This is a genomic window from Haliea alexandrii, from assembly GCF_003719295.1.
In the GTDB taxonomy this organism is placed as follows: Bacteria; Pseudomonadota; Gammaproteobacteria; order Pseudomonadales; family Halieaceae; genus Haliea; species Haliea alexandrii.
On sequence record NZ_RFLW01000004.1, the window covers coordinates 218,514 to 243,670 of the forward strand.

Annotated in this window: 16 protein-coding genes; 8 read left to right on the forward strand and 8 right to left on the reverse strand. The window is 60.8% G+C overall.

Annotation, left to right across the window (positions count from 1 at the left end; genetic code table 11):
- Positions 1-3: 3 nt before the first annotated feature.
- Both EGJ68_RS15770 and EGJ68_RS15775 read left to right on the forward strand, forming a co-directional pair.
- Complete coding sequence (locus EGJ68_RS15770; RefSeq protein WP_123035515.1) at positions 4-1,647, forward strand: cation:proton antiporter; 1,644 nt, start codon at positions 4-6, stop codon at positions 1,645-1,647.
- 34 nt (positions 1,648-1,681) lie between these two features.
- Positions 1,682-2,671, forward strand: coding sequence for a universal stress protein (locus tag EGJ68_RS15775; RefSeq protein ID WP_123035516.1), 990 nt, complete (start codon positions 1,682-1,684; stop codon positions 2,669-2,671).
- A gap of 75 nt (positions 2,672-2,746) precedes the next feature.
- On the opposite strand, the gene EGJ68_RS15780 is transcribed toward EGJ68_RS15775, so the two are convergent.
- Together EGJ68_RS15780 and EGJ68_RS15785 are read right to left on the reverse strand one after the other, a co-directional pair.
- Positions 2,747-3,502: an SDR family NAD(P)-dependent oxidoreductase gene (locus EGJ68_RS15780; protein ID WP_123035517.1), complete on the reverse strand. Its 756-nt coding sequence runs from the start codon at positions 3,500-3,502 to the stop codon at positions 2,747-2,749.
- 20 nt (positions 3,503-3,522) lie between these two features.
- Positions 3,523-4,095, reverse strand: a complete 573-nt coding sequence (locus tag EGJ68_RS15785; RefSeq protein ID WP_123035518.1) for a lysophospholipid acyltransferase family protein — start codon at positions 4,093-4,095, stop codon at positions 3,523-3,525.
- A gap of 205 nt (positions 4,096-4,300) precedes the next feature.
- Here EGJ68_RS15785 and EGJ68_RS15790 point away from each other — a divergent pair, with 205 nt between their 5' ends.
- From EGJ68_RS15790 to EGJ68_RS15800, 3 genes are all read left to right on the forward strand, one after another.
- Positions 4,301-6,619, forward strand: coding sequence for a DUF6351 family protein (locus tag EGJ68_RS15790; protein WP_123035519.1), 2,319 nt, complete (start codon positions 4,301-4,303; stop codon positions 6,617-6,619).
- Between the two features lie 168 nt (positions 6,620-6,787).
- A complete protein-coding gene (locus tag EGJ68_RS15795; RefSeq protein WP_123035520.1) occupies positions 6,788-8,566 on the forward strand; it encodes a cation:proton antiporter in 1,779 nt (592 codons plus the stop codon).
- A 58-nt stretch (positions 8,567-8,624) separates the two neighbouring features.
- The gene (locus EGJ68_RS15800; protein WP_123035521.1) at positions 8,625-9,482 is read left to right on the forward strand and encodes an SDR family oxidoreductase; all 858 of its coding nucleotides are present in this window, start codon (positions 8,625-8,627) and stop codon (positions 9,480-9,482) included.
- Between the two features lie 55 nt (positions 9,483-9,537).
- Here the strand turns inward: EGJ68_RS15800 and EGJ68_RS15805 are convergent, their stop codons facing one another.
- Positions 9,538-11,595: a TonB-dependent receptor family protein gene (locus EGJ68_RS15805; protein WP_123035522.1), complete on the reverse strand. Its 2,058-nt coding sequence runs from the start codon at positions 11,593-11,595 to the stop codon at positions 9,538-9,540.
- Positions 11,596-11,611: 16 nt separating this feature from the next.
- Entirely contained in the window at positions 11,612-11,824 is a 213-nt protein-coding gene (locus EGJ68_RS15810; protein WP_158283712.1) for a (2Fe-2S)-binding protein, read from the reverse strand.
- Positions 11,825-12,014: 190 nt separating this feature from the next.
- Here EGJ68_RS15810 and bfr point away from each other — a divergent pair, with 190 nt between their 5' ends.
- Entirely contained in the window at positions 12,015-12,479 is a 465-nt protein-coding gene (gene bfr / locus EGJ68_RS15815; RefSeq protein ID WP_123035524.1) for a bacterioferritin, read from the forward strand.
- 61 nt (positions 12,480-12,540) lie between these two features.
- On the opposite strand, the gene EGJ68_RS15820 is transcribed toward bfr, so the two are convergent.
- Both EGJ68_RS15820 and EGJ68_RS15825 read right to left on the reverse strand, forming a co-directional pair.
- Positions 12,541-14,919 (reverse strand): parallel beta-helix domain-containing protein, encoded by a 2,379-nt coding sequence (locus EGJ68_RS15820; protein ID WP_123035525.1) that lies wholly within the window; start codon positions 14,917-14,919, stop codon positions 12,541-12,543.
- 74 nt (positions 14,920-14,993) lie between these two features.
- Positions 14,994-15,422, reverse strand: coding sequence for an FKBP-type peptidyl-prolyl cis-trans isomerase (locus EGJ68_RS15825; protein ID WP_123035526.1), 429 nt, complete (start codon positions 15,420-15,422; stop codon positions 14,994-14,996).
- A 249-nt stretch (positions 15,423-15,671) separates the two neighbouring features.
- Here EGJ68_RS15825 and EGJ68_RS15830 point away from each other — a divergent pair, with 249 nt between their 5' ends.
- Complete coding sequence (locus EGJ68_RS15830) at positions 15,672-16,640, forward strand: calcium/sodium antiporter (protein ID WP_233248860.1); 969 nt, start codon at positions 15,672-15,674, stop codon at positions 16,638-16,640.
- Here the strand turns inward: EGJ68_RS15830 and EGJ68_RS15835 are convergent.
- Positions 16,623-19,928, reverse strand: a complete 3,306-nt coding sequence (locus EGJ68_RS15835) for a bifunctional diguanylate cyclase/phosphodiesterase (RefSeq protein ID WP_158283713.1) — start codon at positions 19,926-19,928, stop codon at positions 16,623-16,625. The two genes, EGJ68_RS15830 and EGJ68_RS15835, sit on opposite strands and share 18 nt — an antisense overlap.
- 339 nt (positions 19,929-20,267) lie before the next feature.
- On the opposite strand from EGJ68_RS15835, the gene EGJ68_RS15840 reads away from it, so the two are divergent.
- Positions 20,268-22,697 carry a TonB-dependent receptor gene (locus EGJ68_RS15840; protein ID WP_123035529.1) on the forward strand — a complete coding sequence of 810 codons (2,430 nt, stop codon included), beginning with the start codon at positions 20,268-20,270 and terminating at the stop codon, positions 22,695-22,697.
- A gap of 51 nt (positions 22,698-22,748) precedes the next feature.
- On the opposite strand, the gene EGJ68_RS15845 is transcribed toward EGJ68_RS15840, so the two are convergent.
- A complete protein-coding gene (locus EGJ68_RS15845; protein ID WP_158283714.1) occupies positions 22,749-25,073 on the reverse strand; it encodes a M1 family metallopeptidase in 2,325 nt (774 codons plus the stop codon).
- Positions 25,074-25,157: the final 84 nt, after the last annotated feature.

The following is a 25,157-nucleotide window of genomic DNA, read 5'->3' on the forward strand; positions in this document are numbered from 1 at the left end:
TTGATGGGACTGTTCCCCGACGTATTTACCGAGATAGCGGTGCTGCTGCTCTTCGCGGCGTTCGTAGGTGCCATTGGCGTTCGCCTGCGCCAACCTTTGATTGTGGCATTTATCGCCGTCGGCATCATGGTTGGCCCCTCCATGCTTGGCTGGGTGACCGCAGACGACCAAATCGATTTGTTGGCGCAGTTCGGCATTGCGCTACTCCTCTTCGTCGTCGGACTGAAGCTGGATTTGCACATTATCAAAACCATGGGACCGGTCGCGCTGGCAACGGGGCTGGGACAGGTCGCTTTCACCAGCATTGTCGGCTACCTGATTGCGGTGGCCTTCGGGATGCCACCCGTGACCGCGTTGTATGTCGCGGTAGCCCTCACATTTTCCAGCACCATCATCATCGTCAAGCTGCTCTCGGACAAGCGCGAGGTCGATACGCTGCATGGCCGCATTGCGCTGGGCTTCCTGATCGTGCAGGACCTGGTGGTTGTACTGGTCATGATCGGCCTGAATGCGATGCGGGCCACTGAGGACGTATCGGTGCCAGTAGCGGCCCTGACCGTGCTGTTGAAAGGCGCGGTGTTCCTGCTGTTTGTGGCCGCTGCCATGCGCTACGTGCTGCCGAAACTCACGCATATGCTGTCCCAGTCGCAAGAGCTGCTTGTGCTTTTCGGCATCGCCTGGGGGCTGGCGCTCGGGGCACTCGGGGTTACCCTGGGCTTCAGCAAAGAAGTGGGCGCTTTCATCGCCGGGGTATCCCTCGCCTCGACGCCGTATCGCGACGCGCTGGGTGCGCGCCTCACCAGCCTGCGCGATTTCCTGTTGCTGTTCTTCTTCATCGACCTTGGTGCACACCTTGATTTGGGCATGCTGGGCGCACAACTGCTCGAATCTGCCGTCTTCTCACTATTTGTACTGGTCGGCAATCCACTGATCGTATTGATCATCATGGGCGCCCTCGGTTACCGGAGCCGCACCGGGTTCCTCGCCGGCCTGACGGTGGCGCAAATCAGTGAGTTCTCACTGATCCTGGGCGCTCTCGGGCTCAGCCTTGGCCATATCAGCGCAGAAACCATGGGCCTGATCACACTGGTAGGGCTGATTACCATCAGTGCCTCGACCTACATGATCATCTACTCGCACCAACTCTACAACGTGCTCGCACCGTGGTTGCGGCTATTTGAACGCCGCAAAACGCATAGAGAAATGTCGACGCAAGACCTACCCGATGATGCCGTGCCACAAGCGCTACTGTTCGGCCTTGGACGATACGGTTTCGGTATTGCTCGTTCGCTGCGCGAACGAGGGTGGCGTGTATTGACGGTAGACATTAATCCGGACCTGACCAGGCATGGAGATCCGGCGGGCTACCCCGTTATGTTTGGTGATGCCGAAGACCCCGAATTCTCCGCTACATTGCCACTGGAACGTGTGCAATGGATAATCAGTACGGCGCGCGAGAAACGCGCCAACCTGTCCCTCCTGCATTCACTGAGACAGCAGGGATACCGTGGCCGTACCGCGATCACTGCTCAATTCGACAATGATGTGGCCGAGCTCGAACAGGCCGGTGCGGATATTGTCCTGTCACCGTTCTCTGATGCTGCCTACGAAGCAGCCGACAGGATCACGGAATCGGATTCAACGTAGGTCACACAGGCAAGCAAGAGCCGGGGGCACTGCCATGAAGCGTTTCAAACACATTTTATGCGTATTGGAAGCGGATGCCTCCAGTGAATTGGCGTGGGAACGCGCCGTTGCGCTCGCAGATAGCAATCAGGCAGCACTCACGGTCGCAACCGTGATTCCGCGCTTGCCGTCTTTCACGGGTTTGTCGCACGCGGGTTCAGACCCTGTCGACCTGCAAAGCGCGCTGCGTCAGCAACACGAAGCGCGGCTGGCCTCACTGACTGCGCATCACCAGAGGGGAGCGAGCATTCCGCACACGGTTCTGACGGGGACTTCATTTCTGGAGATTATCCGCGAAGTGCTGCGCGGGAGCCATGACCTGGTCATCAAGTGCCCCGAGTCACCCGCCTGGCTGGATCGCTTTTTTGCCGGGGATGACATGCAGCTGTTACGCCAATGCCCTTGCCCCATATGGTTTGTCAAACCCGACATAGCCGGACCCTATAAACGCATATTGGCGGCGGTCGATGTCGCACAGTTTCATCCACCTGAGCAACTCGAAAGACACCGCCAGTTGAACGTGCAGGTACTGGAAATGGCTGCCAGCCTCGCATTGGCGGAATCCGCAGAACTGCATGTTGTGCACGCATGGGAGGCAATGACCGAGCTGGCTCAAAACCTCGCAGTGTCTGCCAGCATACCCAAGGACCGACTGGCCTCGGGCATTGAACAGGAGAGGCTCCAGCATCGACAGCAACTCGACAGGCTGTTGCATGACATTGGGGCACAGAATCCTGCGGCTCAGGAGGCCCTGCGCTATCTCGCTCCCCGTACCCACCTCGTCAAGGGGGCCCCCAGACAGGAGGTCCCTTTGCTCGCCCGACAACTGGAGGTCGACTGCCTGGTGATGGGTACCGTAGCGCGCACGGGGATTCGCGGGTTCTTCATGGGCAACACGGCGGAAACCATTCTGGAGCAGATAGACTGTTCGGTACTCGCTATCAAACCCGAGGGCTTCGCGACACCCATCACTGCAAACGACTGAGGTCCAGTCCGCGTCAACGCCTAAAACGCAGGGGAAACGCCGGCAGGGCGCCCCCCGCCCCTGGTCGTTCCAGACTCAAATCGCAGTCTGACCACCATCAATAACCAGCGCCGAGCCAGTCACGAACCTGGCCTCATCCGATGCGAGGTAAGCAACCGAACCCGCAATTTCCTCGGCCTGGGCAAAATAGCTCGTCAATGGCGACATGCGACCATACAGGGCGAGGTCGGCACCTTCGGGGATCTGGAGGCCCTTGATCAACGGTGTATCCACCGCGCCGGGACAAACCGCGTTGACGCGTACACCCCGGCCGGCAAACTCTACCGCCAGTGACTTCGACAACAACAGCACCGCGCCCTTGCTGGCGCAGTAGGCGCTGTTATAGGGCAGCCCCTGCAAACCCGCCGCGGATGAAATATTGACAATATTCCCGCCCGCTTCCAGCAAGTGCGGCATAGCGGCCTGGCAGAGCACAAACACCGAGCGGGTGTTCACCGCCATGACTCGATCCCATTCGGCCACACTCACGTCCGCAAAGTTCTTGGTCAGTACCATGCCGGCAATATTGCACAGCACATCCAGCTTGCCGAACTGCGTCACGCACTGTTCAACTGCGGCGCGGCAGTCAGCTTCATCGGTGACGTCCAGCGTACGGCTGTGGATGTCCACGCCCCCCTCGCTGAGCTTCGCCACTTCCTCTGCCAGTTGCCCGGCATTGATGTCGGCTGCGAATATTTTCGCACCCTCGCGACCCAGTCGGGTCATGGTTGCCAGGCCAATGCCTGACGCTGCACCCGTCACGAATGCGACCTTGCCAGCAAAACGTTGCATCTTTCACTCCTCTTATTGGTTTACCGTTGATCCGCTTCTTCCCGCAGGCGTATCGGCCCCACGTTGGCGGGGAACTTGCCGGCCATGCCCGCATAGAACTCGCGGAAATACTGCATATCCGCCACCACGTCACCCGTGGTAATCAGAGACGGACCGAAGCCGCCGCGCTTGCGGGAAAAGTCCAGAAACGAGGGGACGATCGGCACACGGGCCTGACGCGCAATGTGATAAAAACCGGATTTCCAGTACTCGGCTCGATCGCGTGTGCCTTCAGTTGGCACCACAAGCACCAGACCCGGGTGCCGCTGAAAGGCCTCGACAAGTGATGCCACCAGGTTACCGCTGCGATGCCGCACAATGGGCATGCCACCCAGCTTGCGCATAAACCAGCCAGCTGGCCACGCGAACAGGCTGTGCTTGCCCATCCACCGCACCTGAATATCAAACGCCGCGGCGTATAACAACATCAGCGGGAAATCCCAGTTCGAGGTGTGTGGCGCTGCAATGAGCACATAGCGCGCGTGCGCTGGCCGCACACCCTCCAGGCTCCAGCCGGCCCTGCGCAGCAGCCAGCGGGCGATTTTCTGCTTCATGTATCTGGCACTCCCGGAGTGTATGCGGGTTGTGGCCCGACCGATTCGCGCCACATGGCAGCAGAAAAATCTCCTCTGGAGAATTCTATCAGACTCGGGCCATTTCCAAAGGCGCTGGCCAGAAAATTGCACCAGATGAGTGGCGGCCTGCGTCAGGCCATCTACTATTAAAGTACTGCACACCCGAAACAATAAGGAGAAAAGGATGCAGACGTTTGGTTCAGTTACCCGCCGTGGCGGGTCACTTCTTGGCAGGGTATTGGCATTGACCGTCCTGCTCACAGCCTGCAGCGATGGCACCGACCGCACCGACACGGGTGGAGAGCCCGACCTGCTGGGCGCGTTCGCCGTGTCGGTGCTGTCCAGTGCGCCCGAAAGGGTTAGCGGGGGTGAGGCTCGGGTTGGCATTGAAGTGCCCAAGGCCCTGCCATTGGCGGACGTGGTGATCATGCTGGAAGGCGAGGATGTCAGCGCGCAGTTTGCGGCCCGCACGGTAGGCCACAGTCTGGAAGGCCGCGTTGGCAGTCTCATGGAGGGTGATAATGTGCTCGAGGTCACCAGCGTCGAGGGGAACGTGACGGCAGCCAGTGTCACCCTGGTCAATCACCCCGCCAGTGGCCCGATTTTTTCGGGGCCCCAACAGGAGCCGTTTTTCTGCGCCACCGATGGCCACCTGGAAGACCTTGAGCTGGGCCCGGTGATTGATGAGAACTGCAGCGTGGAGACTGTGGTGAGCTACAAGTACTTAAGCGAAGCAGGCGGCTGGATGGACTACCCGGAAAGCGGGGAGCGGCCTGCCGATGTCGCCACGACCACAACAACGGACGGTGAGGAAGTCGACTTCATCGTGCGCTGGGAACGGGGAACCCTGAACCGCTTCCTCTATTCCATTGCCATGCTGTCGCCGGCACCGGATGAAGCCGGCAACGCCGACTTGAGCGCCTGGAACAAGCGCCTGATCTATTACTTCCAGGGCGGCGTGGCCATCGGGCACTATCAGGGCGGCCCCAGCCGCAGCCGCGCGCTGTATACCGACGGCCTCGCCGCCGGGTATGCGGTGGCCTACTCCACCGGCACGAAAACGGGCACCCACTACAATCTGGAACTGGGCGGTGAAACCGCCCTCATGGTGAAGGATCGCTTCGTCTCGGCCTATGGGGTACCGGACTACACGGTGGGTGTGGGTGGATCCGGCGGCGGCATCCAGCAGTATGTCTACGCCCAGAACCACCCCGGCCTGATCGATGCCGGCGTACCGCAGTATTCCTATTCCGATATGGTGACACAGACCATTCACATCGGTGACTGTGAGCTCATAGAGCGCTGGATAGACCTGCAGCTGCGCGATGATCCGGGCGGCAAATGGGCCGACTGGAACAACCGCAGCTGGCTTATCGGCCTGAATGCCAACAACGACGTGCCCAATGATGTGGTCAGCTTCGGGCTCACACCCTGGGTGCCACAGGGGTCCAGTGAATGCACCGCCTCCTGGCGCGGCCTCTCCCCCTTGGCGCTGAATCCTTACTTTGGCGAGGCACCCGGAATCACCCCGGAACAGCAGGCCGCCGTCGAGTGGACGCACTTTGCCGATGTCATCAACATTTACGGACGTGCCGAAGACGGCTTCGCCGCCACCACCTGGGACAACGTGGGTGTGCAATACGGCTTGCAGGCGCTGCTCGATGGCAACATCAGCCCCGCTGAGTTCATCGACCTCAACTGGAACATCGGCAGCTGGAAGAATGAACCGGAGATGGTGCAGGAGGGGTGCCCGTTCATTATCGATTTGTGTTTCGCGCTGGATGACAGCGAACCGCTCTACCCGAATCAGATCGACCCCTGGAGCTGGCGCAACGCCACTACGGCAACGGAAGATGAACCCGCCGCGCGCAAACGTGCCGACCCGGGCGCCATCCAGGCCGCTTTTGATTCCGGCATGGTGCAGCGGGGCGAGGCCGAAATACCGTTCATCGACCTGCGGCATTACCTGGAGGACGAGCTGGATATGCACAACACGATCCAGTCCTTCGTCACGCGCCAGCGCCTGCTCAATCACGACGGCGATGCTTCCAACCAGGTGATCTGGTTCATCGACCGCAATCCGGACGGCAGCGACTACGACAACACCATGCAGGCGTTTGCCGTGCTGGATGAATGGATGGCCAATATCCAGGCCAATCCGGACAGTTCCGTGGCGGCCAACCGCCCCGCGAGCGCCGTGGACAGCTGCTTCGACAGCGCCGGCGAACTGATTGCCAGTGGCGATACCGTGTGGGATGGCATACTCGACGATCAACCTGCAGGTAGCTGTACCGAACGCTTCCCCCCCTACAGCACCTCGCGCATCGTTGCCGGCGCGCCAGTCACGGGCGATGTCTTCCGCTGCGCCCTGCAGCCGCTGGATGACGCTATCGACGCCGGCCTTTACGGTGACTGGATGCCGACAGCTGAGCAGTACGCACAGTTGCAGGCCATCTTCCCGGACGGCGTCTGCGACTACAGCCAGCCCGGCATTATCGACTAACCCGCACCGCGGGGGCCGCTACACCGACCGGGTGCGACTCCCGCAATCTCCTTCCCGCCTCACACGGTGGCGCCGACCCGCGGCCGACGACAGTCGCGGCGCGCGCACCGCGATTTGCGGTATGCTGGCCGCCGCACTGCCCACCACACACTGACAGGAGTCTTGCGAGTGGATCAGAATCTGCTGTACATCATCGCCGCCATACTGGTACTGGGCGTGGGCGCCCAGTGGCTGTCCTGGCGCATCAAGCAGCCCTCCATCCTTGCGCTGCTGGTGCTGGGCATTATCGCCGGGCCGGTCACCGGCCTGGTACGTCCCGACGAGCAGTTCGGTGACCTGCTGTTTCCCATGGTCTCCCTCGGCGTGGCGCTGGTGTTGTTCGAAGGCGGCATGACACTGAAATTCCGCGACCTCAAAGGCCACGGCCGGGTGGTCACCAACCTCGTGAGTTGGGGTGCCCTGCTCAACTGGCTGCTGATGGCGGCAGGGTGCTGGCTGTTGGCGGGCTTCTCGCTGCCCATCGCGCTGCTCTTCGCGGCACTGGTGGTGGTCACCGGCCCCACGGTGATCAACCCCCTGCTGCGCACCATGCGCGCCAAACCGGAGGTCAGCCAGGTGTTGCGCTGGGAGGGCATTCTCATCGACCCGGTAGGCGCGCTGCTGGCCGTGCTGGTTTTTCAGTACATTCTCACCGGGGCGGAATCGTGGGCGGTGTTCGCGCAGAGTATTGGCGTCGGCTTCGTGGCAGGCTTTGCCGGGGCCATCAGCCTGGGTTTCGTCCTGCGGCGGCACTGGGTACCTGAATATCTTATCAATGTGGTCACCCTGGCCTGGGTCATCATGATGTTCGCCGGCAGCGATTACATCGCCCACGAATCAGGCCTGTTGACCGTTACCGTTATGGGCATCTGGCTGGGCAACATGAAGGATGTGGGGGTCAGTGAAATTCTCAGTTTCAAGGAGAGCCTCTCGGTTCTCATCATTTCGGTGCTGTTCATCGTACTGGGGGCCCGTGTGGACCCGCTGGACATTCTGGCAACCGGCTGGAGCGGCGTGGTGGTGTTACTCGTCGTGCTGCTGGCACGGCCCGTGGTGGTGTGGGCGGCGGCACTGGGTGGCAACTATACGTGGCGGCAGAAAGCGCTGTTGAGCTGGGTGGCGCCGCGCGGCATTGTGGCCGCCGCGGTATCCTCATTGTTTGCGCTGCGTCTGGAGGACGTGGGTTACCCGGGCGCCTCTGACCTGGTGGCATACACGTTCCTCGTCATCATCGCCACTGTGGTGCTGCAAAGCCTCACTGCCGGCGCCGCCACCCGCGCGCTGGGGCTGGCCGAAGCAGAGCCCAATGGCGTGCTGATTGTTGGCGCAAACGGCGTGGCGCGCGCGATCGGCCAGGCGCTCGTGCGCCAGGGCTTTCGGGTGAAACTCGCGGATACGTCCTATGAAGAAATCCGCAGCGCCCGCATGGCCGGGCTGGAAACCTACTACGGTGACCCGATTTCCTCACACGCCGATCAGTATCTGGAACTGGTGGGTATCGGCCGCCTGTTCGCCATGTCGCGACGCGCCCGCTGGAACACGCTCGCCTGCCTGAAATACCGCGGCGAATTCGGCCCCAAGCGTGTGTTCAGCCTGCGCAACGCGGAAGAGCGCGACGTGAGCGACCGCGAGCGCCCAGCTGACGAGTTCCGTGCACCGCGCTTGTTCGGCGACGACATCACCTACCAGAAACTGGCCAGCCTGCTGGCCCGCGGCGCCGAAGTCCGCGCCATCAATCTCAACGCGGAGTTCGACCTCGCCGCCTACAAGGAGAAGAACGGCAGCAGCATCCTCCCCATGTTCACCCTCACCGCAGACGGCAAACTGCGCGTCATCAATGACGATGCCCCCGTCGAGGAGATGTCCGAGGGCAAGCTGCTGGCGCTGGTCTGGTCCGCGGAGGGCTGACCTTAATCATCATTTGATCAGGTAATTGGCACTGGTCTGAACTCGAGAGGCAGAGATCATGAATATGCAAGGCAAACACATCGTCATTACCGGCCCCACAGCCGGCATCGGGCGCAGCGCAGCACTCAAGCTCGCGGGGCAGGGAGCGGTACTCACCTTGCTCTGTCGCAATCTCCAGAAGGCAGACGCGTTAAAGAAGGAAGTGGTCGCAGCCGGGGGTAAGGATGTGAACGTCGTCGCGCTGGATATGGCCAGTCTTGCCAGCGTGCGCGAGGCGGCACACGACTGCCTTGAACTGGGCAGGCCCGTCGACGTGCTCCTCAACAACGCAGGTCTCATGAATACCCGCCGGCGCGTATCAGCCGATGGCTACGAGGAGACGCTGGCAGTCAACCATTTCGCGCCCTTCCTGCTCACCGGTCTGCTTCTGCCCGCGCTGCAGCAAGCGCCGCGAGCGCGTATCGTGAATGTGGCCTCGGCCGCACATGCGTTTGTACGCGGCATGAACTTCGATGACATGCAGGCGGAAAAGAACTACAAGGCCTTTCGCGAGTACGGACGCTCCAAGCTGGCAAATATCCTGTTTACGCGCAGCCTGGCGCAGCGGCTGGCGGGTCAGCCGATCACGGTGAATGCACTACACCCCGGTGCCGTGGCCACGTCTCTGGGGCAGCAGAACGAAGGCTTCCTGAAGTCTATCGCGCCCGCCATCATGAAGATTTTCTTTCGCTCGCCCGATCAGGGCGCGGAAACGTCTCTCTACCTGTGTACGAGTGACGATGTCGCCGACGTCAGCGGTGACTATTTCGCCAACTGTAAAAAGGTGCGCCCGCGTGCCTGGGCGCGTGACGACGCCGCGGCCGCCCGGCTGTGGACTTACACGGAAGAGTGTACGGGTTTTACCTATCCGCTCTAGCTCACCGACAGCCAAGCGGAGAGTGGGTGCCTCTCCGCCCCTGCCGGCATGGATGCTAGAGCCGGAAGCGCGCTCCCACTTCGAATGAGCGCTCAGGACCGACGTAAATCCCCTGGCGCAAGCCGGTGATGTAGCGCTCGTCCGTAAGGTTCTTGACCGAGCCAAACAGTGTCAGGGAATCGCTGATGGCATATTGGGCCATGAAGTCGAGCAGCGTGTAAGACGGCATTTTCCCGCCCCAGATACCCCCCGCCGCGTCGATCGGGATCTCTACCTGGTTGCTGGCATCGCCAAACTGCGAGCCGCGGTAGTGGGCAGTCAATGCGGCCTGTAGCTTGTTACCGCTGTAGTTCAGCGCAAGGTTGGCCAGGTGCTCGGGGGCGTAGGGCAACCGGTTGCCGGCAAATTCCCCGGTTTCAAACTCGGATTCAGGTACCCAGGTTGCGTTGGCATCAACACTGAAACCGCCGCCGATTTCGTAGCCCAGCACCAGCTCCATACCCTGGTGGGTGGTTTCACCGGCATTGGACTGGGAAAGATTCGGGTCGCTGTTACCGGTCACTACCTGGTTGTCGAAATCCATGTAGAAAGCGGCGACTTCATAGCTCAGCTTGCCCTGCAGGCCACGTATGCCGGCCTCGTAGTTATTGGAACGTTCTCCATCCAGGTTCTGGTCGGCAAGGCCATCGAGGGCCACACCGTTGGCAGCCGGCGAAAACGCGCGATATACACCACCGTAGAGTTGCGCCGTGGGGGTCAATTCGAAGGTGGCGCCAATACCGGGCAGAACCTCGGTATTGGAGGTTTTGGCCGAGGCGTTATTGTCCGTCAGGACGCGGCGCTTCTGCTCATAGGACTCGACCCGTACCCCCGGCGTCAGTGCCAATCTCTCACTGAGCACCATGCGGTTCTGGGCGTATACGGCGATGCTGTCGGCGCTGTCGACACGATGCCGGTCATTGAGGCCGGTGCGATCGGTGGCACGGGTGGCGCGAATGCGTGTGTCGTCCGACTCCTCGCGCATGATCCTGAAACCAAATTCCGCCTCGTTCTCCAGACCGAAAAGTGGGTGGTCAAGCTGCAGCCTCGTATCCAGGCCCAGGCGCTCAAAACTGCGGTTGTTGCCTGTGAGGGTGTCGGTATACACCCAGCGACCCGCCTCGTTGGAGGCATCGGTATCAACATCGTAGCGCCAGTAATCCCGAGACACCTCGCTCCAGTAGGCGACTGTTTGCAGCTGCGCCTGATCGTTCAGACGCCAGGCGTGGTTCAGGTCAAAAGCAATGCGGTCAGTCAGGAAATAATCGTCGGGCGCCGGATTGTAGGTGCTGCCGGCCTCGTAGTCGCCCAGCAGCAACCCGCGGTAGGAGATATTCGCGTCATTTTCGTACCAGGAGAACTTCATCCCTACTTCCTGGGTATCGCTTAGCGCCATGCCGGACTTGACCAGGATATCGGTCATTTCGTAGTCCTTGTCCATGAAGCCATCGCTCTCGGCGCGGGTCGCCACCAGCCCCGCAAAGGCGTCACCTGAAGCGCTGCGCCCGCCAGCCTCTACCGAAGCCTCGCGGGTATCGAAGGAGCCGAGCCGACCCGAAAGCAGCACGCCGTCATCTGGGGTCTTGGTCTGGTAGTTCACTACACCGCCAATGGTAGAGGGGCCGTAGCGCAAAGAAGCCGACCCCTTGAGCACCTCGATGCGCTCAATGCGCTGGATGCGCGGGTTGAAATAACGCTCGTTACCGATGAACAAACCCGGCGCGACGGGTACACCGTCCTCCAGGATGAGCGATTTGGACTCACTCGCCGAGAGTCCGCGAATCCCCAGGTTCGCCACGATCGCGGTTTCGTCCTCGGTTGCCGTGTTGATGCCGGCGACGCGACGCAGGGCATCGTCTGTGGAGAGTGGTTGAATCAGTTCCAGCGCCTCCCGGTCAATCAGCACCACGGAGCCCGTCTGCCGCGACACGGCATCCTCGCTCTTGCCAATCACCTCGATCACCGGCATGGGGAACTCTCCTCCCTCCTGCGCAGACAGGACGGAGGGCAGAAAAACAGCAGCGACAGCAAGGGGCAGCACCCGTTTTGACGGGCGCAGAAAAGCGAATTTCATGATGCATTACTCCAGGTCAGGCCCAGGCGGCGTCTGCGGCGGGCTTGAGTTCGAAAAACAGGGACTCGGCTATGCTTTCGGCGATGACTTCTTCGGCACTCTCTTTGCAGGTACCGCAGCACATGCCCACGTCCAGCCGCGCCTGAATGTCCTCGTAGCGGACTGCACCCTGGCGCACCTCGGCGCGAATTTCGGAGTCGGTCACTCCCCGGCAAAGACAAACGAACATGTAATCACCTCCTGATTGCGACCAGTTTAGTAGAATGCGAATCATTGTCAATTGCGTGTGGTATTAATTGTCAGTCTCGTATCGGAAAATCACTCGCCCGGCGCAGCCACGCCTGCGCTGCGCAATCCATGGCCTCAGCGCAGCAAGTTGACTACACTGCAGGAGAACACCACCACACAAGGAGCAGATCGTGAAAGGTGACAAACAGGTCATCGCCTACCTCAATCAGGCGCTGAAGAACGAGCTCACGGCCATCAACCAATACTTTCTGCACGCCAGAATGTTCGAGAACTGGGGTCTCAACAAGCTCAACGAAAAGGAGTACGAAGAGTCCATCGACGAGATGAAACATGCCGACATGCTGATCCGTCGCATCCTGTTCCTCGAGGGGCTGCCCAACCTGCAAGACCTGGGCAAGCTGTTTATCGGTGAAAACGTGGCGGAAATTCTGCAATGCGACATGAAGCAGGAAGAACTGGCCATTCCGCTGCTCCGCGAAGCGATTGTGCACTGCGAGTCGGTATCCGATTTCGGTACGCGCGACCTGTTCTCGGAAATACTGAGAAGTGAAGAGGAGCATGTCGACTGGCTGGAAACCCAGCTCGAACTGATCGAGCGCATCGGCAACCAGAATTACCAGCAATCCATGATGTAGAAACGACAAGGCCCGCCCTGCAAGACAGGGCGGGCCTTGGTATTACGCGGCCGCGCCGCGGTCAGTCACACCCACCGCTCAAGCTGTTCAACCAATTACGCACCAGCTCCACCGCTTCGTCGTGAATGATGCTGCGGCCGATTTCCGGCATGCGCACATTAGGCTCATTGGAGTTCATGCGGAATACAGCGATGGAGGCGTCTGCATTCCCCGGCACCAAGCCGTACTGCAGGCCACCCGAGCCTGCGCCCGCCGCAACCGGAGGCTTGCATACGCCGTAGGTCGCGTTCACTTCCCGCCAGAACTCGGTGAACATGCCGGAGTTGCTGGCAAAGCCACCGGGGCTGTGGCAGTGCGCGCAGTTGATATCCAGGTAAGCCTTCACCCGTGATTCCAGCGGCTTGGACACATCCTCCCAATCAGGCGCCGTGTCGATTGCCGCGAGATCGGCGGGGAGGCCCACCAGAATGCCTTCGTCTGCCATGTGCGCCAACTGGTTCTTTACAGCGTCACCATACTGCCGGTCGCGATTGAGGAAGCGCGCCTTGGGGCCAATAGGGAGGTTGACGGTTTCCGTGTTGACACCACTGCCGGTTTCGGCCCGTGTGACACCGTGGCAGGTTTTGCAGCTGTTGGCATCCGGAATCACATAGTCAGTGCTGCGCGTACTGCCGTCGCTGTGTATCCACTCCAGTGAGCGGCGGCCACCGGCGACCGTCAGGTCCGCGCCGCTACCGTCCTCGCGCCAGATATAGGGCAGTGTGGCCCAGCCATCACGACGGTGAATCATCAAACGGGTTTCGATGATCACCTCGCCCGATGCCGCATTGAGGAAATCGTTGGGCATGGTGAAGGTCTTCGCGATGATGGTGCCCACCGGGAAATCGAACACATTCTGCGCATTGTAGGCCGCCTGCAGACCCTCGGGTACAAAGATGAAACGGTATTTGCTGGCGTAATCGGTGAACAGCGCACTGGTCAGCTCATAGCCCACTCCCGCGTTCGCGGCTGTGCGCGGCTCCAGGGCATCTGCAAACAGGTTGTAGCCGGCAAGTTCCCGACAGCTCACCTCGGTTGCATCGAAATTGGGGTCGGCACCCTCCGGCGTGCACAAGGCGGCAATTTCATCATCTGTCAGCGGGCGCTCGCCCTCGGCAATTTCCTCTGGCGTGTCCAGTTCAACTGCCGTCAATGAGGCATGGGCACAATTGAAGAAGGCGGGGTCCACGCTGGGACCACCGCCACCGGGCTGGAATACAACGCCCATGCGCACCGAATCCTTTTCCGAAACACAGATGCGGTCAGCACCCGGGAAGGCGCCTTCGGCTTCGCCCAGTCCGTCATAGACCACCTCGGGCAGACCATCCAGCCCGGCGAACAGGCCGGCCACATCCAGCGCAAGGTCCGCAGGCGCGTAGGCGTTGTTGCTGTAGAGGTTGTCGTGTACGTGAACGCGTCGGGGATCCGGGTCGTAAGTCACGTCATTGGTCGTGAGACCACTGATATCGTAGCTGACGATCGCGACCGCCATGGACTGGTTGTTCTCGATGCGGTTGCCGAAAATCTCCACGTCGTCGAAGGCCATGGCCAGGATGCCGGTACCCGCCGGCACCACGCCGACAATATTACCCGCAGGGGCAAAGTTGGGCGTGTTGTTATCGCGAATGGTATTGTCGAAGATCCGTGCACGCGCGCCGTCCGTCGATAAGTTCGGCAAATCGAACACGAGAATGCCCCCCGTATTGTTCTCGGCGAGGTTGTCGTACACATCCGAGTCAGTGGAGTTCTCGATTTCGATACCGGCCACGTTCAGCGACACCGAGTTGCGGCGCACGATGATCTTGTCCGACTGCCCTACGTAAATACCGGCGTCACTGGCACCGATAACCACACAGTCCTCGATAAGCACATTCTTGGTCTGCACGGGATACAAGCCGTAGGCGCCGTTGTCCTCGCAGGCGCCGCAGGTCCACTCCACCCTCACAGAACGCAGGGTCACGCCGTTGGAAAACTTGAACTTGATTCCATCCGACGGGGCATCAATGACGGCAAAATCTTCCAGCACCACATTGTTGCTGGTCACCAGGATACTCTCGCCACCAGACACCTGGGTACCGAAGTCGAGCAGGGTTTCACCCTGGCCCTGGCCGCGTACGGTGACGTTATCGACATCCAGGGAGAGCTGCGCGTCCAGTGCGTATTCACCGGCGGGCAGCTCGATGGTCTGCCCGGGCTCAACATTGATAAAGGCTTCTATCAGGCGACGCTGAAAGTCGTCTCCGGGCTCAACAATCACCAGGTTCGGGTCCGGCACTTCCTCCGGCGTCACCTCCGGCGGCACTACCGGGGCGGGGTCACTGCCGTCGGAGCACCCGATAAGTGCAGCGAGGCCCAGGACGAGAACAGCGGAGAGAGCAGGGGATCGGGCAAGTATCTTCATCGTGCTTCCGTTTTATTATCTTTTATAGGGAACCCTGCCTGTTTACCACAGGCAGGGCAAAACACAAAGCGGCTTTAACCGATGGCAACCAGCTCGATATCGAAGGTAAGATCCTTGCCCGCCAGCGGGTGGTTGGCATCCAGTACCACCACGTCTTCGCCGACTTCGGCGACACGTACAGGGATCGCCTGGCCATCGGGCGTTTGCATTTGCAGCTGCAGACCCGGCTCCAACGGAATGTTTTCCGGTATCTGGGAGCGGGCAACCTCTTGGCGTGCTTCGTCGGCCGGTTGGCCGTAGGCGTCGTCGGCCGCGACGTTCACCTGCTTCTTGTCGCCCACCGTCATACCCTCAATGGCACGATCGAGGCCGGGGATAATTTGCCCGGAACCCACCTCGAACTGCAGGGGGTCGCGGCCATCGCTGCTGTCGAATACGGTGCCATCGTCGAGGGTACCGGTGTAATGAATGCTGACGCTATCGCCTGCTTTAGCTGCGCTCATAGTGTGCTCCTGATGCGTAGGGAAAGGGGAAACTACGCAGTGCAGCGCGCAGTCACTCGCGAGCACCCCAGTGTAACGGCTGTGCGGGCGATGTAAACCGGAGAGGCGGAAAACCTGCGCCCGCGCCACACTGGAACCCGAAACGGTAATATTGATACGGTGCCGCGCTGGCTACAGTATCCAATGGTCAGTATCTTGCGGGCAACGACCGGGAGTTGCCCGGTACACACCCGTTTCAGGAGCAGAGTCATGATTGCGTTGGCAGCCGTTCTCATCGGCCTCGTTATACTGGTCTGGAGCGCAGACCGCTTTGTCTCGGGGGCGGCGGCAACGGCCTGGCACTTCAACGTTCCCCCCTTGCTCATCGGCATGGTGATCATTGGTTTCGGCACCTCCGCACCGGAGATGGTGGTCTCGGCCATCGCCTCCAGCCAGGGCAACCCCGGCCTGGCGCTGGGCAACGCCTATGGATCCAACATCACCAACATTGCGCTGATTCTCGGTGTGACCGCCCTGCTCAGTCCACTTGCCGTGCATTCACAGATTCTGCGCAAGGAACTGCCTGTTCTGCTGGCGGTAACGGCGCTGGCGGCGTGGCAGGTGGCCGATGGGGTCATTACCCACGGCGAGGCTTTTGTCCTGCTGGGCGTGTTTACCCTGCTCATGGGCTGGACCATCTACCAGGGACTGCGCGGCCCCGCCGACACCCTTGCCACCGAGGTCAGCGCTGAACACGAAAGCGCGGGGAACATGGCTCTCGGGCGCGCGCTGTTCTGGCTGTTCTTTGGCCTGGTGTTGCTGGTTGCGGCCTCGAGGCTGCTGGTTTGGGGCGCGGTACTGATTGCGCAGGGCCTGGGTGTCAGCGACCTCGTCATCGGCCTCACCATCGTCGCCATCGGCACCTCCCTGCCCGAGCTGGCATCGTCAGTGATTGCCGCGCGCAAGGGCGAGAGCGACATAGCGCTGGGCAACGTGATCGGCTCCAACCTGTTCAACACACTCGCCGTGGTGGGCATTGCCGGTGGTATTGCCGAAATCACCGTGCCCCCCGAAGTGCTGGGACGCGACGTGCTCAGCATGGGCGCGCTGGCCCTCCTGCTCTGCGTGATGGGTTATCGACGGCGCGGCCAGGGGCGCATCAACCGCGTGGAGGGCGCCCTGCTGATGCTGTGTTTCGTGGCTTACACGTGCTGGGTACTGTTAACCAGCGCTGCCTGAGGTGATTTGACGCAGCAGTGCCTCGAACTCGCTGGCGGGGAGCGGCTTGCTGAAATAGTAGCCCTGGAAGTCGTCGCAGCCGTTATCCTTGAGGAACTGCCACTGCGCCTCCGTTTCCACACCCTCGGCGATTGTGCGAAAACCCAGCCCCCGAGCCACACCGATAATGGCCAGCGCGATCGCCTGGTCCTCGGCATCTTCTGCCACACCGTCAACAAAACTCTTGTCGATCTTCAGTTTCTGTACCGGATACCGCTTCAGGTAGCTCAGCGACGAGTATCCCGTGCCGAAATCGTCAATCGAGAGCACGACGCCCCGGCGGTGCAGATCGGCGAGTGTTGCCAGGGTTTTGCCGGAACTTTCCATGGCGATACGCTCAGTCAGCTCCAGATCGAGAAGTCCCGCAGGGACCCCCGCATCGGCAAGCATCTGGCTTACCATATCGGCAAAGTCGTCGCGGTAGATCTGCACCGCTGAAAGATTCACGGCCACAGGCCCCACGGCTAGCCCCGCCGCCTGCCACAGCGCCTGCTGCGCAATGGCAGTACGCAGTACCCAACTGCCTATGTCGAGTATCAGCCCGCTCTCTTCCGCGATCGGGATAAACCGCGAGGGCGGCACGAAGCCCATTGTCGCGTGCTGCCAGCGAATAAGCGCCTCTACCCCTGTAACCTCGCCGGTGGTAAGGCTTACCTGCGGCTGGTAGTGCAGGCTGAGGTCCCCGTTGGCCAGGGCTTCCCTGAGCTGGTTCTCGATCTGCAGGGTTTCATGCGCGTGCACGCGCATCTCGTCCTCAAAGACACAGAACGCGTTGCGCCCCGCCAGCTTGGCCCGGGAAAGGGCGGCGTCGGCTGACTGCGTGAGCTGATCCAAGTCCCTGCCATGTTCAGGGAAACAGGCAATGCCGATGCTGGCAGTAACGCTGAGACGGTGCGCATCGAGTGCGAGCGGCTCGGCAATCAGGCGCAGCAACCGCACCGCCATAGCGGCCGCCTCGGCCTGTCCTGAGCCAGGCAACAGCAGGAAGAACTCATCGCCCCCCATGCGACACAGTGTGGCCTCCAGGTTCAACTCCGCTGTGAGCCGGTTGGACAGCGCCTTGAGTACACCATCACCCACTGCAAGGCCCAGCGATTCATTGATCAGCTGGAAACGGTCGAGGTCTATATACAACAGGGCCAGCGGCGCCGAGCTGGCCGCAGCCGAGTTCACCGCAAACCGGGTTCTCTCATGCAGTAATTCACGGTTGGGTAAGCCTGTCAGGGGGTCGTAGTTGCTCAGGAAAAGGATGCGATCGCGGTTGTCCCGGTGCTCGGTGATATCGGTGGATATTCCGCACAGCGCATAGACCTTGCCGTCCGCATCACGCAGGGGAATCTTCACCGACCAGAAAACGCGACTCTTGCCCGTGCTCCTCACGGTATCGACTTCCTCACGTTCCTGTAAGATTCCCGAAGTCAGCACCTTCCGGTCGCTCTCGCGGATGCGCGCCACACTTTCGGGTTCGAGCAGCTCCTCGTCGCCGCGCCCGATCAATTGCTCGCGCTCGATGCCCCAGGTCGCAAGTACCTGTTGATTGACGAACAGGTATTTACCGTCGAGGTCCTTCAGGTATATGCAGGCCCCGACATTTTCCAAGATGGTCGACAGCAGCGATTCGCTATCTCGAATCGCCTTCTCAAAATTCGCGCGCTGCTCCTCGCGGTCAAAGTTGTTCAGCGCAAAGCTGATATCGGCGCTCATCTCGCGCAGCAGGTCCATCGCTTCATCGTCGAATACATTGCGGTGGGCGTGGTAGACGCTGAGCACAGCGAAAGGCTTGCCACCGCGAGGGATGGGGAAGGCGGCTGACGAGCGCCAGCCGAACTCGCGGGCACGGTCATGCCAAGGTTCAGTCAGGGAAGGATCGAGGTAGTCGTTGACGACTACGGGCCGATTTTCGCGTGCGGCGGTGGCCATGGACCCACTCCCGCCGGGATGGTCTGTGTGAATCGACAGGGACTTGCTGTCGAAATATTCGCTCCCCTCACCCGTGCCGGCAACTCCGATGATGTCACCCGTATCGGGATCAATCCGGCCGACCCAAGCCAGAGTAAAGCCACCGAATCGAACCGCGACATTGCACACCAGCGGCATGAGGTCTGCCTCGCTGTCCATGCGCACGATTGCCTGGTTCACCTCGCTCAGTGCGTGATAGAGGTTCGCTAGCCGCTCCGCACGCCGGTCGCTGCGGTCTCGCCCACGAGCAATCACCAGCACCAGCAGGGCGAGCGCCAGGCTGGCGGCACCGCCCGCCATGAACATCATCGAGGAACGGCCTGACGCGAGCACCGCGGCACGGAAGGCGGGCGTAGAGCTCACGTAAAAGGTCCAGCGACGAGTGCCCACGGTCAGGCTGCGCTCGATCTGGACCTCGCCACTCGCACCGCGCTCCGCATGGGAAACCGCGTCAGACAGGTAGAGAAGGCTCTCGGGATCTGCCGGGTCGCCATCAAAAATATCGAAATCCAGACCAGCATTGATTTCCCTCGCCATACCGCCAATCAAGTCCCGGACGCGAAAGGGTACATCGACGTAGCCGGTAATCCGCTCGCGCCGGGCTGCGAGGGTGTCCGGAACTGCGGATGCACCATAAATGGGCATATACATGACAAAAGAGGGTGACCCCGGTTGCACCGGTTGCTGGAAGTCGTCACCGCTCTGGTCCTGAACCAATTGCAGGGGCCGGGTAATGACGATCTCGCCGAGGTCACGTGCCTTTTCGGCCGCGGCACGTGCCACCGGAATCTGGTAAATGTCCAGACCGATGGCACGGAGGTTGGCGCCCGCCATCGGCTCGATATAGGCAATAGGCGCGAGCCAGTCAGCGTCACCGGGGGGCCGAATATCGTAATCCACCGGCAGCTGCGCCCTCATCACCTCCAGGTGTTTGTCGATACCGCTGCGCGGCACCAATTGCACCCAGGCGACGCCCTGCAGCCCGGCGAGCTCCGAGGTGGCATTGAGGGCCCGTGTGTATGCCAGAAACTCCGGGTATTCGACGCTCTCCGAACCCTGGAAATAGCCCTGCAGGCCGCGCATTACAACGGAGTAGGCGTGCAGCTGATTCTCAGCCACCGCCACCAGGCGCTCCGCCTCGGCACTGAACGCGGAGTGCAGCAACACCTGTTCTCGCCGGTGGTTGTGCTGCCACATGGCGATGGTGAGAGCCGTGCCCAGAAACAACACAAATACCGACAACAGGGCCGGTACGAGGTTGTTTGAGCCGTTTTCCTTAACTACGTTCATGGCAATTGCCGCAGCGCGGCATCGCCCTCCCTTTTGGCGCTGACTGCATCGCATGTAAGCACGGGTAACAAAACCCCGCAATCACTGTTGCTGGTATTCGTCATTTTCACTCTGGCAAGCGCACCAATTTGGCTCATTCGACTATCCGGCAGGGGCTATCGCGACACGGGCGTAAATTTTTACACCTCCGGTACTTGACGCCACAGGCACAAGCAAAGTTAAACTGCGGTTGCAGGTTTTCGATAACACACAATAACTGCACAAGCCAACACACCGTGTTGGCCAGGGTACCCAGGCGCCCCTCCGGGACGCTCATAATAACGATTACGGAGCCTTACCATGCCGAGATACATGCACACCCCCATTGCGGCCGCATTGATTGCCGCTACATCGTTTCCGTTCATCTCCCTGGCTCAGGCCCAGAATCTGGCACTGGAAGAAGTCGTGGTCACCGCACAGCGCCGGGAAACGCTGTTGCAGGAAACGCCCATTGCCGTCACGGCATTCAACGCCGAGCAGATCGCCGACCTCGGCATTTACAACGTGACCGACCTCAACGGGTTCGTACCGAACACCAACGTGCAGAAGCAACCGTCTTCCAACTCGAACATGTCCATCTACATTCGCGGTGTGGGCAGTGGCGAAACCTCACTGATGACCGATCCGAAGACCAGTTTCTACCTCGACGGCGTCTACATGAGCAAAACGGTCGGCGCAATTTTTGATATCGTCGACCTGCAGTCCATCGAAGTGCTGCGCGGCCCCCAGGGAACACTGTTCGGGCGCAATAGCACCGGGGGCGCCATTAACGTGACCACGCGCAAGCCCACCGGCGAATTCGGGGGACGGCTTGAGGCGAGCGTGGGCAACGACGGTTATCGCCGCGTTACAGGCTCTGTCGACCTGCCGCAAATGGCGGACATGCTGTCGGTGAAAATCTCCGGCAGCAAAATGGAATACGACGGCTGGGCCACCAACGACTTCCCCGGCGTCAACCCGGATCTGGCAAGCGAGGACAACTCGTCTTACCGCCTGGCGCTGCGCCTGGAACCCACCGATGGCCTGACCATCGACTACGCCTACGATGACACCGACAACACCGGGGTACCAACACCTTTTCAGGTCACCAAGGTAAAAGACTCGATCTACAACGGATTTACCACAACGCCGTTCCCCTACACGTTCCTGGGCGGCGAGATTTTCCAGCAGATGGCGGCAACCGTGGGTGACCCCACCAAGCGCCGCGAACAGTTCACCCTGGAAGGGTCCAGCGAAGAGTGGCTGGAGGTGCAGGGCCACAACCTGACCGTGGCCTGGGAGCTGGAACCATTCACACTGAAATACATCTATGCCAACCGCGACACCGACTCCGGGTACGACTCCACCGACCTCGACGGCGGCGCTTACACCATGCGTGACCTGTTCTACGGCGGTGGCGCGGAAATCCCCACCCAAGGCTTCCAGGCCGGCATCCCCGAAGGCTGGATTGAAATGGAGAGCCATGAGTTCCAGATCATCGGCGATGCATTTAATGACCGCCTGCAGTACACCGTGGGCGTATTCCTCTTCGAGGAAGAAGTCTATCAGGACAACCCGCAAAGCTTCGTACTACCGATCAATTTCCTGGTAGACAGTGCCGTAGGCGGTGCCTTTATCGGAGCGGGTTTCTGTGACGACTTCGGCACCGGCCCGGTCTGCCAGGGCAGCCAGCGGCTGCCGCTGCCCTTCCCGTTCCCGGGTGCTGATCCCAACCTGAACGGCTTCCAGGACTTCATCTACGGGCAGACCTCCGAGTCCACGGCGGTGTATGGCCAGGCAACCTACTCCCTGACCGACCAGCTGGATATCACCGCCGGCTTGCGTTACACCGAGGATGATCGCGAAGCCTTCCTGTTCAATGAAGGCTTGAACCATGTCAGCTTCGATGACCGGTTCACCAACGAAGACACCTGGGACAACATCAGCTACCTGCTGACGGCCAACTACTCGATCAGCCCGGACATGAACGTCTACGCTACCTACTCCACGGGCTACAACGGCGGTGGCTTCAACAGCCGGGCATCCAGTGCCACGGCCTGGGAAGAGCCCTACGAAGAGGAGACACTGGACTCCTACGAGCTGGGCATGAAGTCCGACTGGCTGGACCGCCGCCTGCGCGTCAACGGTGCGGTGTTCTACAACAACTACAAGGATATGCAGATCGCGGTGTTTGAAGCCGGCAGTGGCGGCGCCTCCAGCCGCATCACCAACGCCGGTGAAGCGACCTACATGGGCCTTGAGCTGGAAGTGATCGCACTGCTGACCGAAACCGTGTCCGTGGACATGAACTACGGCTATCTCGATGCGGAGTTCGACGAGTACAACGCCCGTAACCCGGTGACCAACCAGATTGAGAACATCAAGGATGTGGTTACCGTCACGCGTGCGCCCGAGAACACCGCGTCGCTCGGCCTGCAGTACTCCACCGCCAACACTGGCATGGGGCGCCTGAGTGCTCGACTGGATGTCGCCTACACCGACAGCATGGTTTTTCACCCTTTCCAGAACACGTTTGACGCGTCCGAGGCGCGCACCCTGCTCAACGCACGCATCACACTGGATGAACTCAGCATGGGCGAGAACGGCGACCTGCGCCTGTCAGCCTGGGTGCGTAACCTGACCGACAAAGAGTACCGCGAGTGGGGTATCGACTTCGGCACACTCGGCTGGGCCGGCAACACCTGGGGGCAGCCGCGCACCTTCGGCTTCGACGCGGTGTACACCTTCTAGCGTTTATCGCGCGAACTGCAAGGGCCGGCGGCGCAAGCTCCCGGCCCTTTTTCATTGCCGCAGGCGCATGGCCCTCTGGGGCATATCCAGCGCCTGCAGGATCTTCATTCGCAATTGCGCGTTGTAACCCGGACGCTCCTGCAAAAAGCGCTGCACCGTGCCAACCGCCCGCGGTGAATGATGATATTGCAGCGTGGCCTGCAGCCAGGCGGAAGGGAAGAAGATGTCTCCGGTTACCTGAATTTCCTGCAGCCATTCCAGGCTGGGTTCAATGTAACGCTCGGCATGGGCGATCCGCAGGGGATGGTGAAGATAGCCCACAGCATCCACAACCCAGTTTTCCGTGGCGCGCTGTGCAGGATCGGCGAGGCTGGCAAAAAACGCATCGCGTACCGCAACATCCGCTGACAGCGCCGGGGCAATAAAGGCAAGGCGACGCCGGCTGTCGGGGTTCTCGATCTGCGCCAGCTGCTGGGCAATGATCGCATGCGCTTGCTCAGGCAACGCCACGGCCAGCCGTTCCGCTAGACGAATGCGGTCGCGCTCTGCCAGCGTCAGGCCCGCCAGCGACGACTCACCACGCCACACCGCATAGAGGCGCTGCAGACTGGCCGGTTGCCGCGCCAGTCGCGTCAAACTCTCGAACACCAGGCGCGTTCGTCCCGCATCTGCAGAGGTGTCCATCGCCTGCCAGAGCACCGCCTCCAGTTCTGGCTGCAGGCGCGCACCGGCGGTATCCGACAACAGCGTTTGCTGCATCCAACCCAGCTGTTCCAGCAGCGTTTGCAGGAGCAACTGGTTCTGTTCCGTTGCCACCAACGGCAACAACTCAGCCGCGTAGGCCTGCGGTGATACCCCGCCCGCGAGCACCGCTTCAAACAGGTTGAGCAACAGGCGACCACGCGCTACGGGCGGCAGCTGCGCCCACTGCCTCATCTGCGCGAGCTCGGCAACTTGTGGTCCATAGAACAGGGCGGCGTCCTCTGCCTGCTGTGCCGCGTCCGGGAAACCGGCGCGGTGCACCCAGCTGTCGCTCCAGGCTACAAGGTCCAGGTCGGTGCGCTGGTCCAGAATTGTGACCAGCGCGGGCCAGGTCGCGTTATCGTAGGCAAAGCGCTGCAGGTAATCGGCCAGGCCCGCGCGGAACGCTTCGGCCCCCAGCAAAGACTCCAGCTGACGCATCATGATGGGCGCCTTGTTGTAGATAATGGGGCCATACATCTGCCCCGCTTCGTTCAGGTTATCCAGCTGCTGGCGAATGGGGTTGGCGCCGGCAGAGCGGTCCACCGCATAGGCCGGTGGGTAATGCCGCAGGAGAAAATTCAGCTCGTGGTCAATCTCCGGAAAAACCGGATTCACCATCTTCGCGGCCATGAAGTTGGCAAACACTTCCTTGGTCCAAACATCGTTGAACCAGCGCATCGTCACCAGATTGCCGAACCACATGTGCGCCACCTCGTGTGCAATCAGGCTGGCCCGGCGCAGGCGATCATCATCGGTCGGGTTTTCGTCGAGCAACAACAGTTCGGCGCGGTATTGAATAGCGCCAACGTGTTCCATGCCGCCGTACTGGAACGCCGGAACAAGCGCGAAATCGAGCTTCTCGAAGGGAAAGGGTACGCCGGTGTAATCCTCCAGCCAGGCCACCGCTTCGCGGTGTTGGCGAAAGATGTCATCCAGGTTGCGGGCGAGCTTGTCGCTATCGGTTTCCCGGTGCAACAGCGTCATGCCCTGCCCGCGCCATTCCCGGGTTACGGCCTGGAAGCGGCCCGCAACAAAACCGAATAGATAGGAGCTGATCGGTTCGCTCGCGGCAAAGTGGTGCAGGCGCCGCTCGCCGGCATCGACAACGGTCAACCGCGGGCCGTTGGCAACAGCCTCCCAGCTGACGGGCAAGTCGAGACTCAGGGTCCAACGTGCTTTCAGGTCCGGCTGGTCGAAGAGCGGTAGCGCCGTACGCGCCCGGTCGGGGACAAACAGGGTGTAGAGATAATCCGGGTTGCGGTTCAGGGCGCTATCACCCGCCGTGAATTCCAGTACCACGCGGTTCTCACCACTTTGCAGCGCACTGGCGGGAAGCACAACATGCTCGGTGTCTATAACCGCCGGGAGCGTTGCGCCATTCACCTCAACGCTGTGCAGCGCCGTGCTCTCGGCCCGAAAATCCAGTGCCAGCGACTGCTTGACGTCCGCGAGATGGAAGCGGATATCGCTGCGCCCGGCAATGGGCTCCGCAGCGGCCTCCGGAACGTTCAGGTGCACACGGTAGTGAATGTCGGTCACACGCTGGGCGCGCGCCTCGGCCAGCGCCAGCGACACTCCGGGCTGCAATGGCCCGGGCGGCGGCACAACCGCATTACGGCTACAACCCGTCATCAGTACACCCAACACAAGGATTAAACAAAAGTTTCGCATGGCGCCTCCGGGGAAGCATTCTACCTCGCCTGCGCAGCGATGGTT

Bases quoted from the DNA above. Each gene is read 5' to 3' on its own strand.
- EGJ68_RS15770 (WP_123035515.1), top strand. From the start codon at position 4: ATGGGACTGTTCCCCGACGTATTTACCGAGATAGCGGTGCTGCTGCTC.
- EGJ68_RS15775 (WP_123035516.1), top strand. From the start codon at position 1,682: ATGAAGCGTTTCAAACACATTTTATGCGTATTGGAAGCGGATGCCTCC.
- EGJ68_RS15780 (WP_123035517.1), bottom strand. From the start codon at position 3,502: ATGCAACGTTTTGCTGGCAAGGTCGCATTCGTGACGGGTGCAGCGTCA.
- EGJ68_RS15785 (WP_123035518.1), bottom strand. From the start codon at position 4,095: ATGAAGCAGAAAATCGCCCGCTGGCTGCTGCGCAGGGCCGGCTGGAGC.
- EGJ68_RS15790 (WP_123035519.1), top strand. From the start codon at position 4,301: ATGCAGACGTTTGGTTCAGTTACCCGCCGTGGCGGGTCACTTCTTGGC.
- EGJ68_RS15800 (WP_123035521.1), top strand. From the start codon at position 8,625: ATGAATATGCAAGGCAAACACATCGTCATTACCGGCCCCACAGCCGGC.
- EGJ68_RS15805 (WP_123035522.1), bottom strand. From the start codon at position 11,595: ATGAAATTCGCTTTTCTGCGCCCGTCAAAACGGGTGCTGCCCCTTGCT.
- EGJ68_RS15810 (WP_158283712.1), bottom strand. From the start codon at position 11,824: ATGTTCGTTTGTCTTTGCCGGGGAGTGACCGACTCCGAAATTCGCGCC.
- EGJ68_RS15820 (WP_123035525.1), bottom strand. From the start codon at position 14,919: ATGAAGATACTTGCCCGATCCCCTGCTCTCTCCGCTGTTCTCGTCCTG.
- EGJ68_RS15825 (WP_123035526.1), bottom strand. From the start codon at position 15,422: ATGAGCGCAGCTAAAGCAGGCGATAGCGTCAGCATTCATTACACCGGT.
- EGJ68_RS15830 (WP_233248860.1), top strand. From the start codon at position 15,672: ATGATTGCGTTGGCAGCCGTTCTCATCGGCCTCGTTATACTGGTCTGG.
- EGJ68_RS15835 (WP_158283713.1), bottom strand. From the start codon at position 19,928: ATGAACGTAGTTAAGGAAAACGGCTCAAACAACCTCGTACCGGCCCTG.
- EGJ68_RS15840 (WP_123035529.1), top strand. From the start codon at position 20,268: ATGCCGAGATACATGCACACCCCCATTGCGGCCGCATTGATTGCCGCT.
- EGJ68_RS15845 (WP_158283714.1), bottom strand. From the start codon at position 25,073: ATGACGGGTTGTAGCCGTAATGCGGTTGTGCCGCCGCCCGGGCCATTG.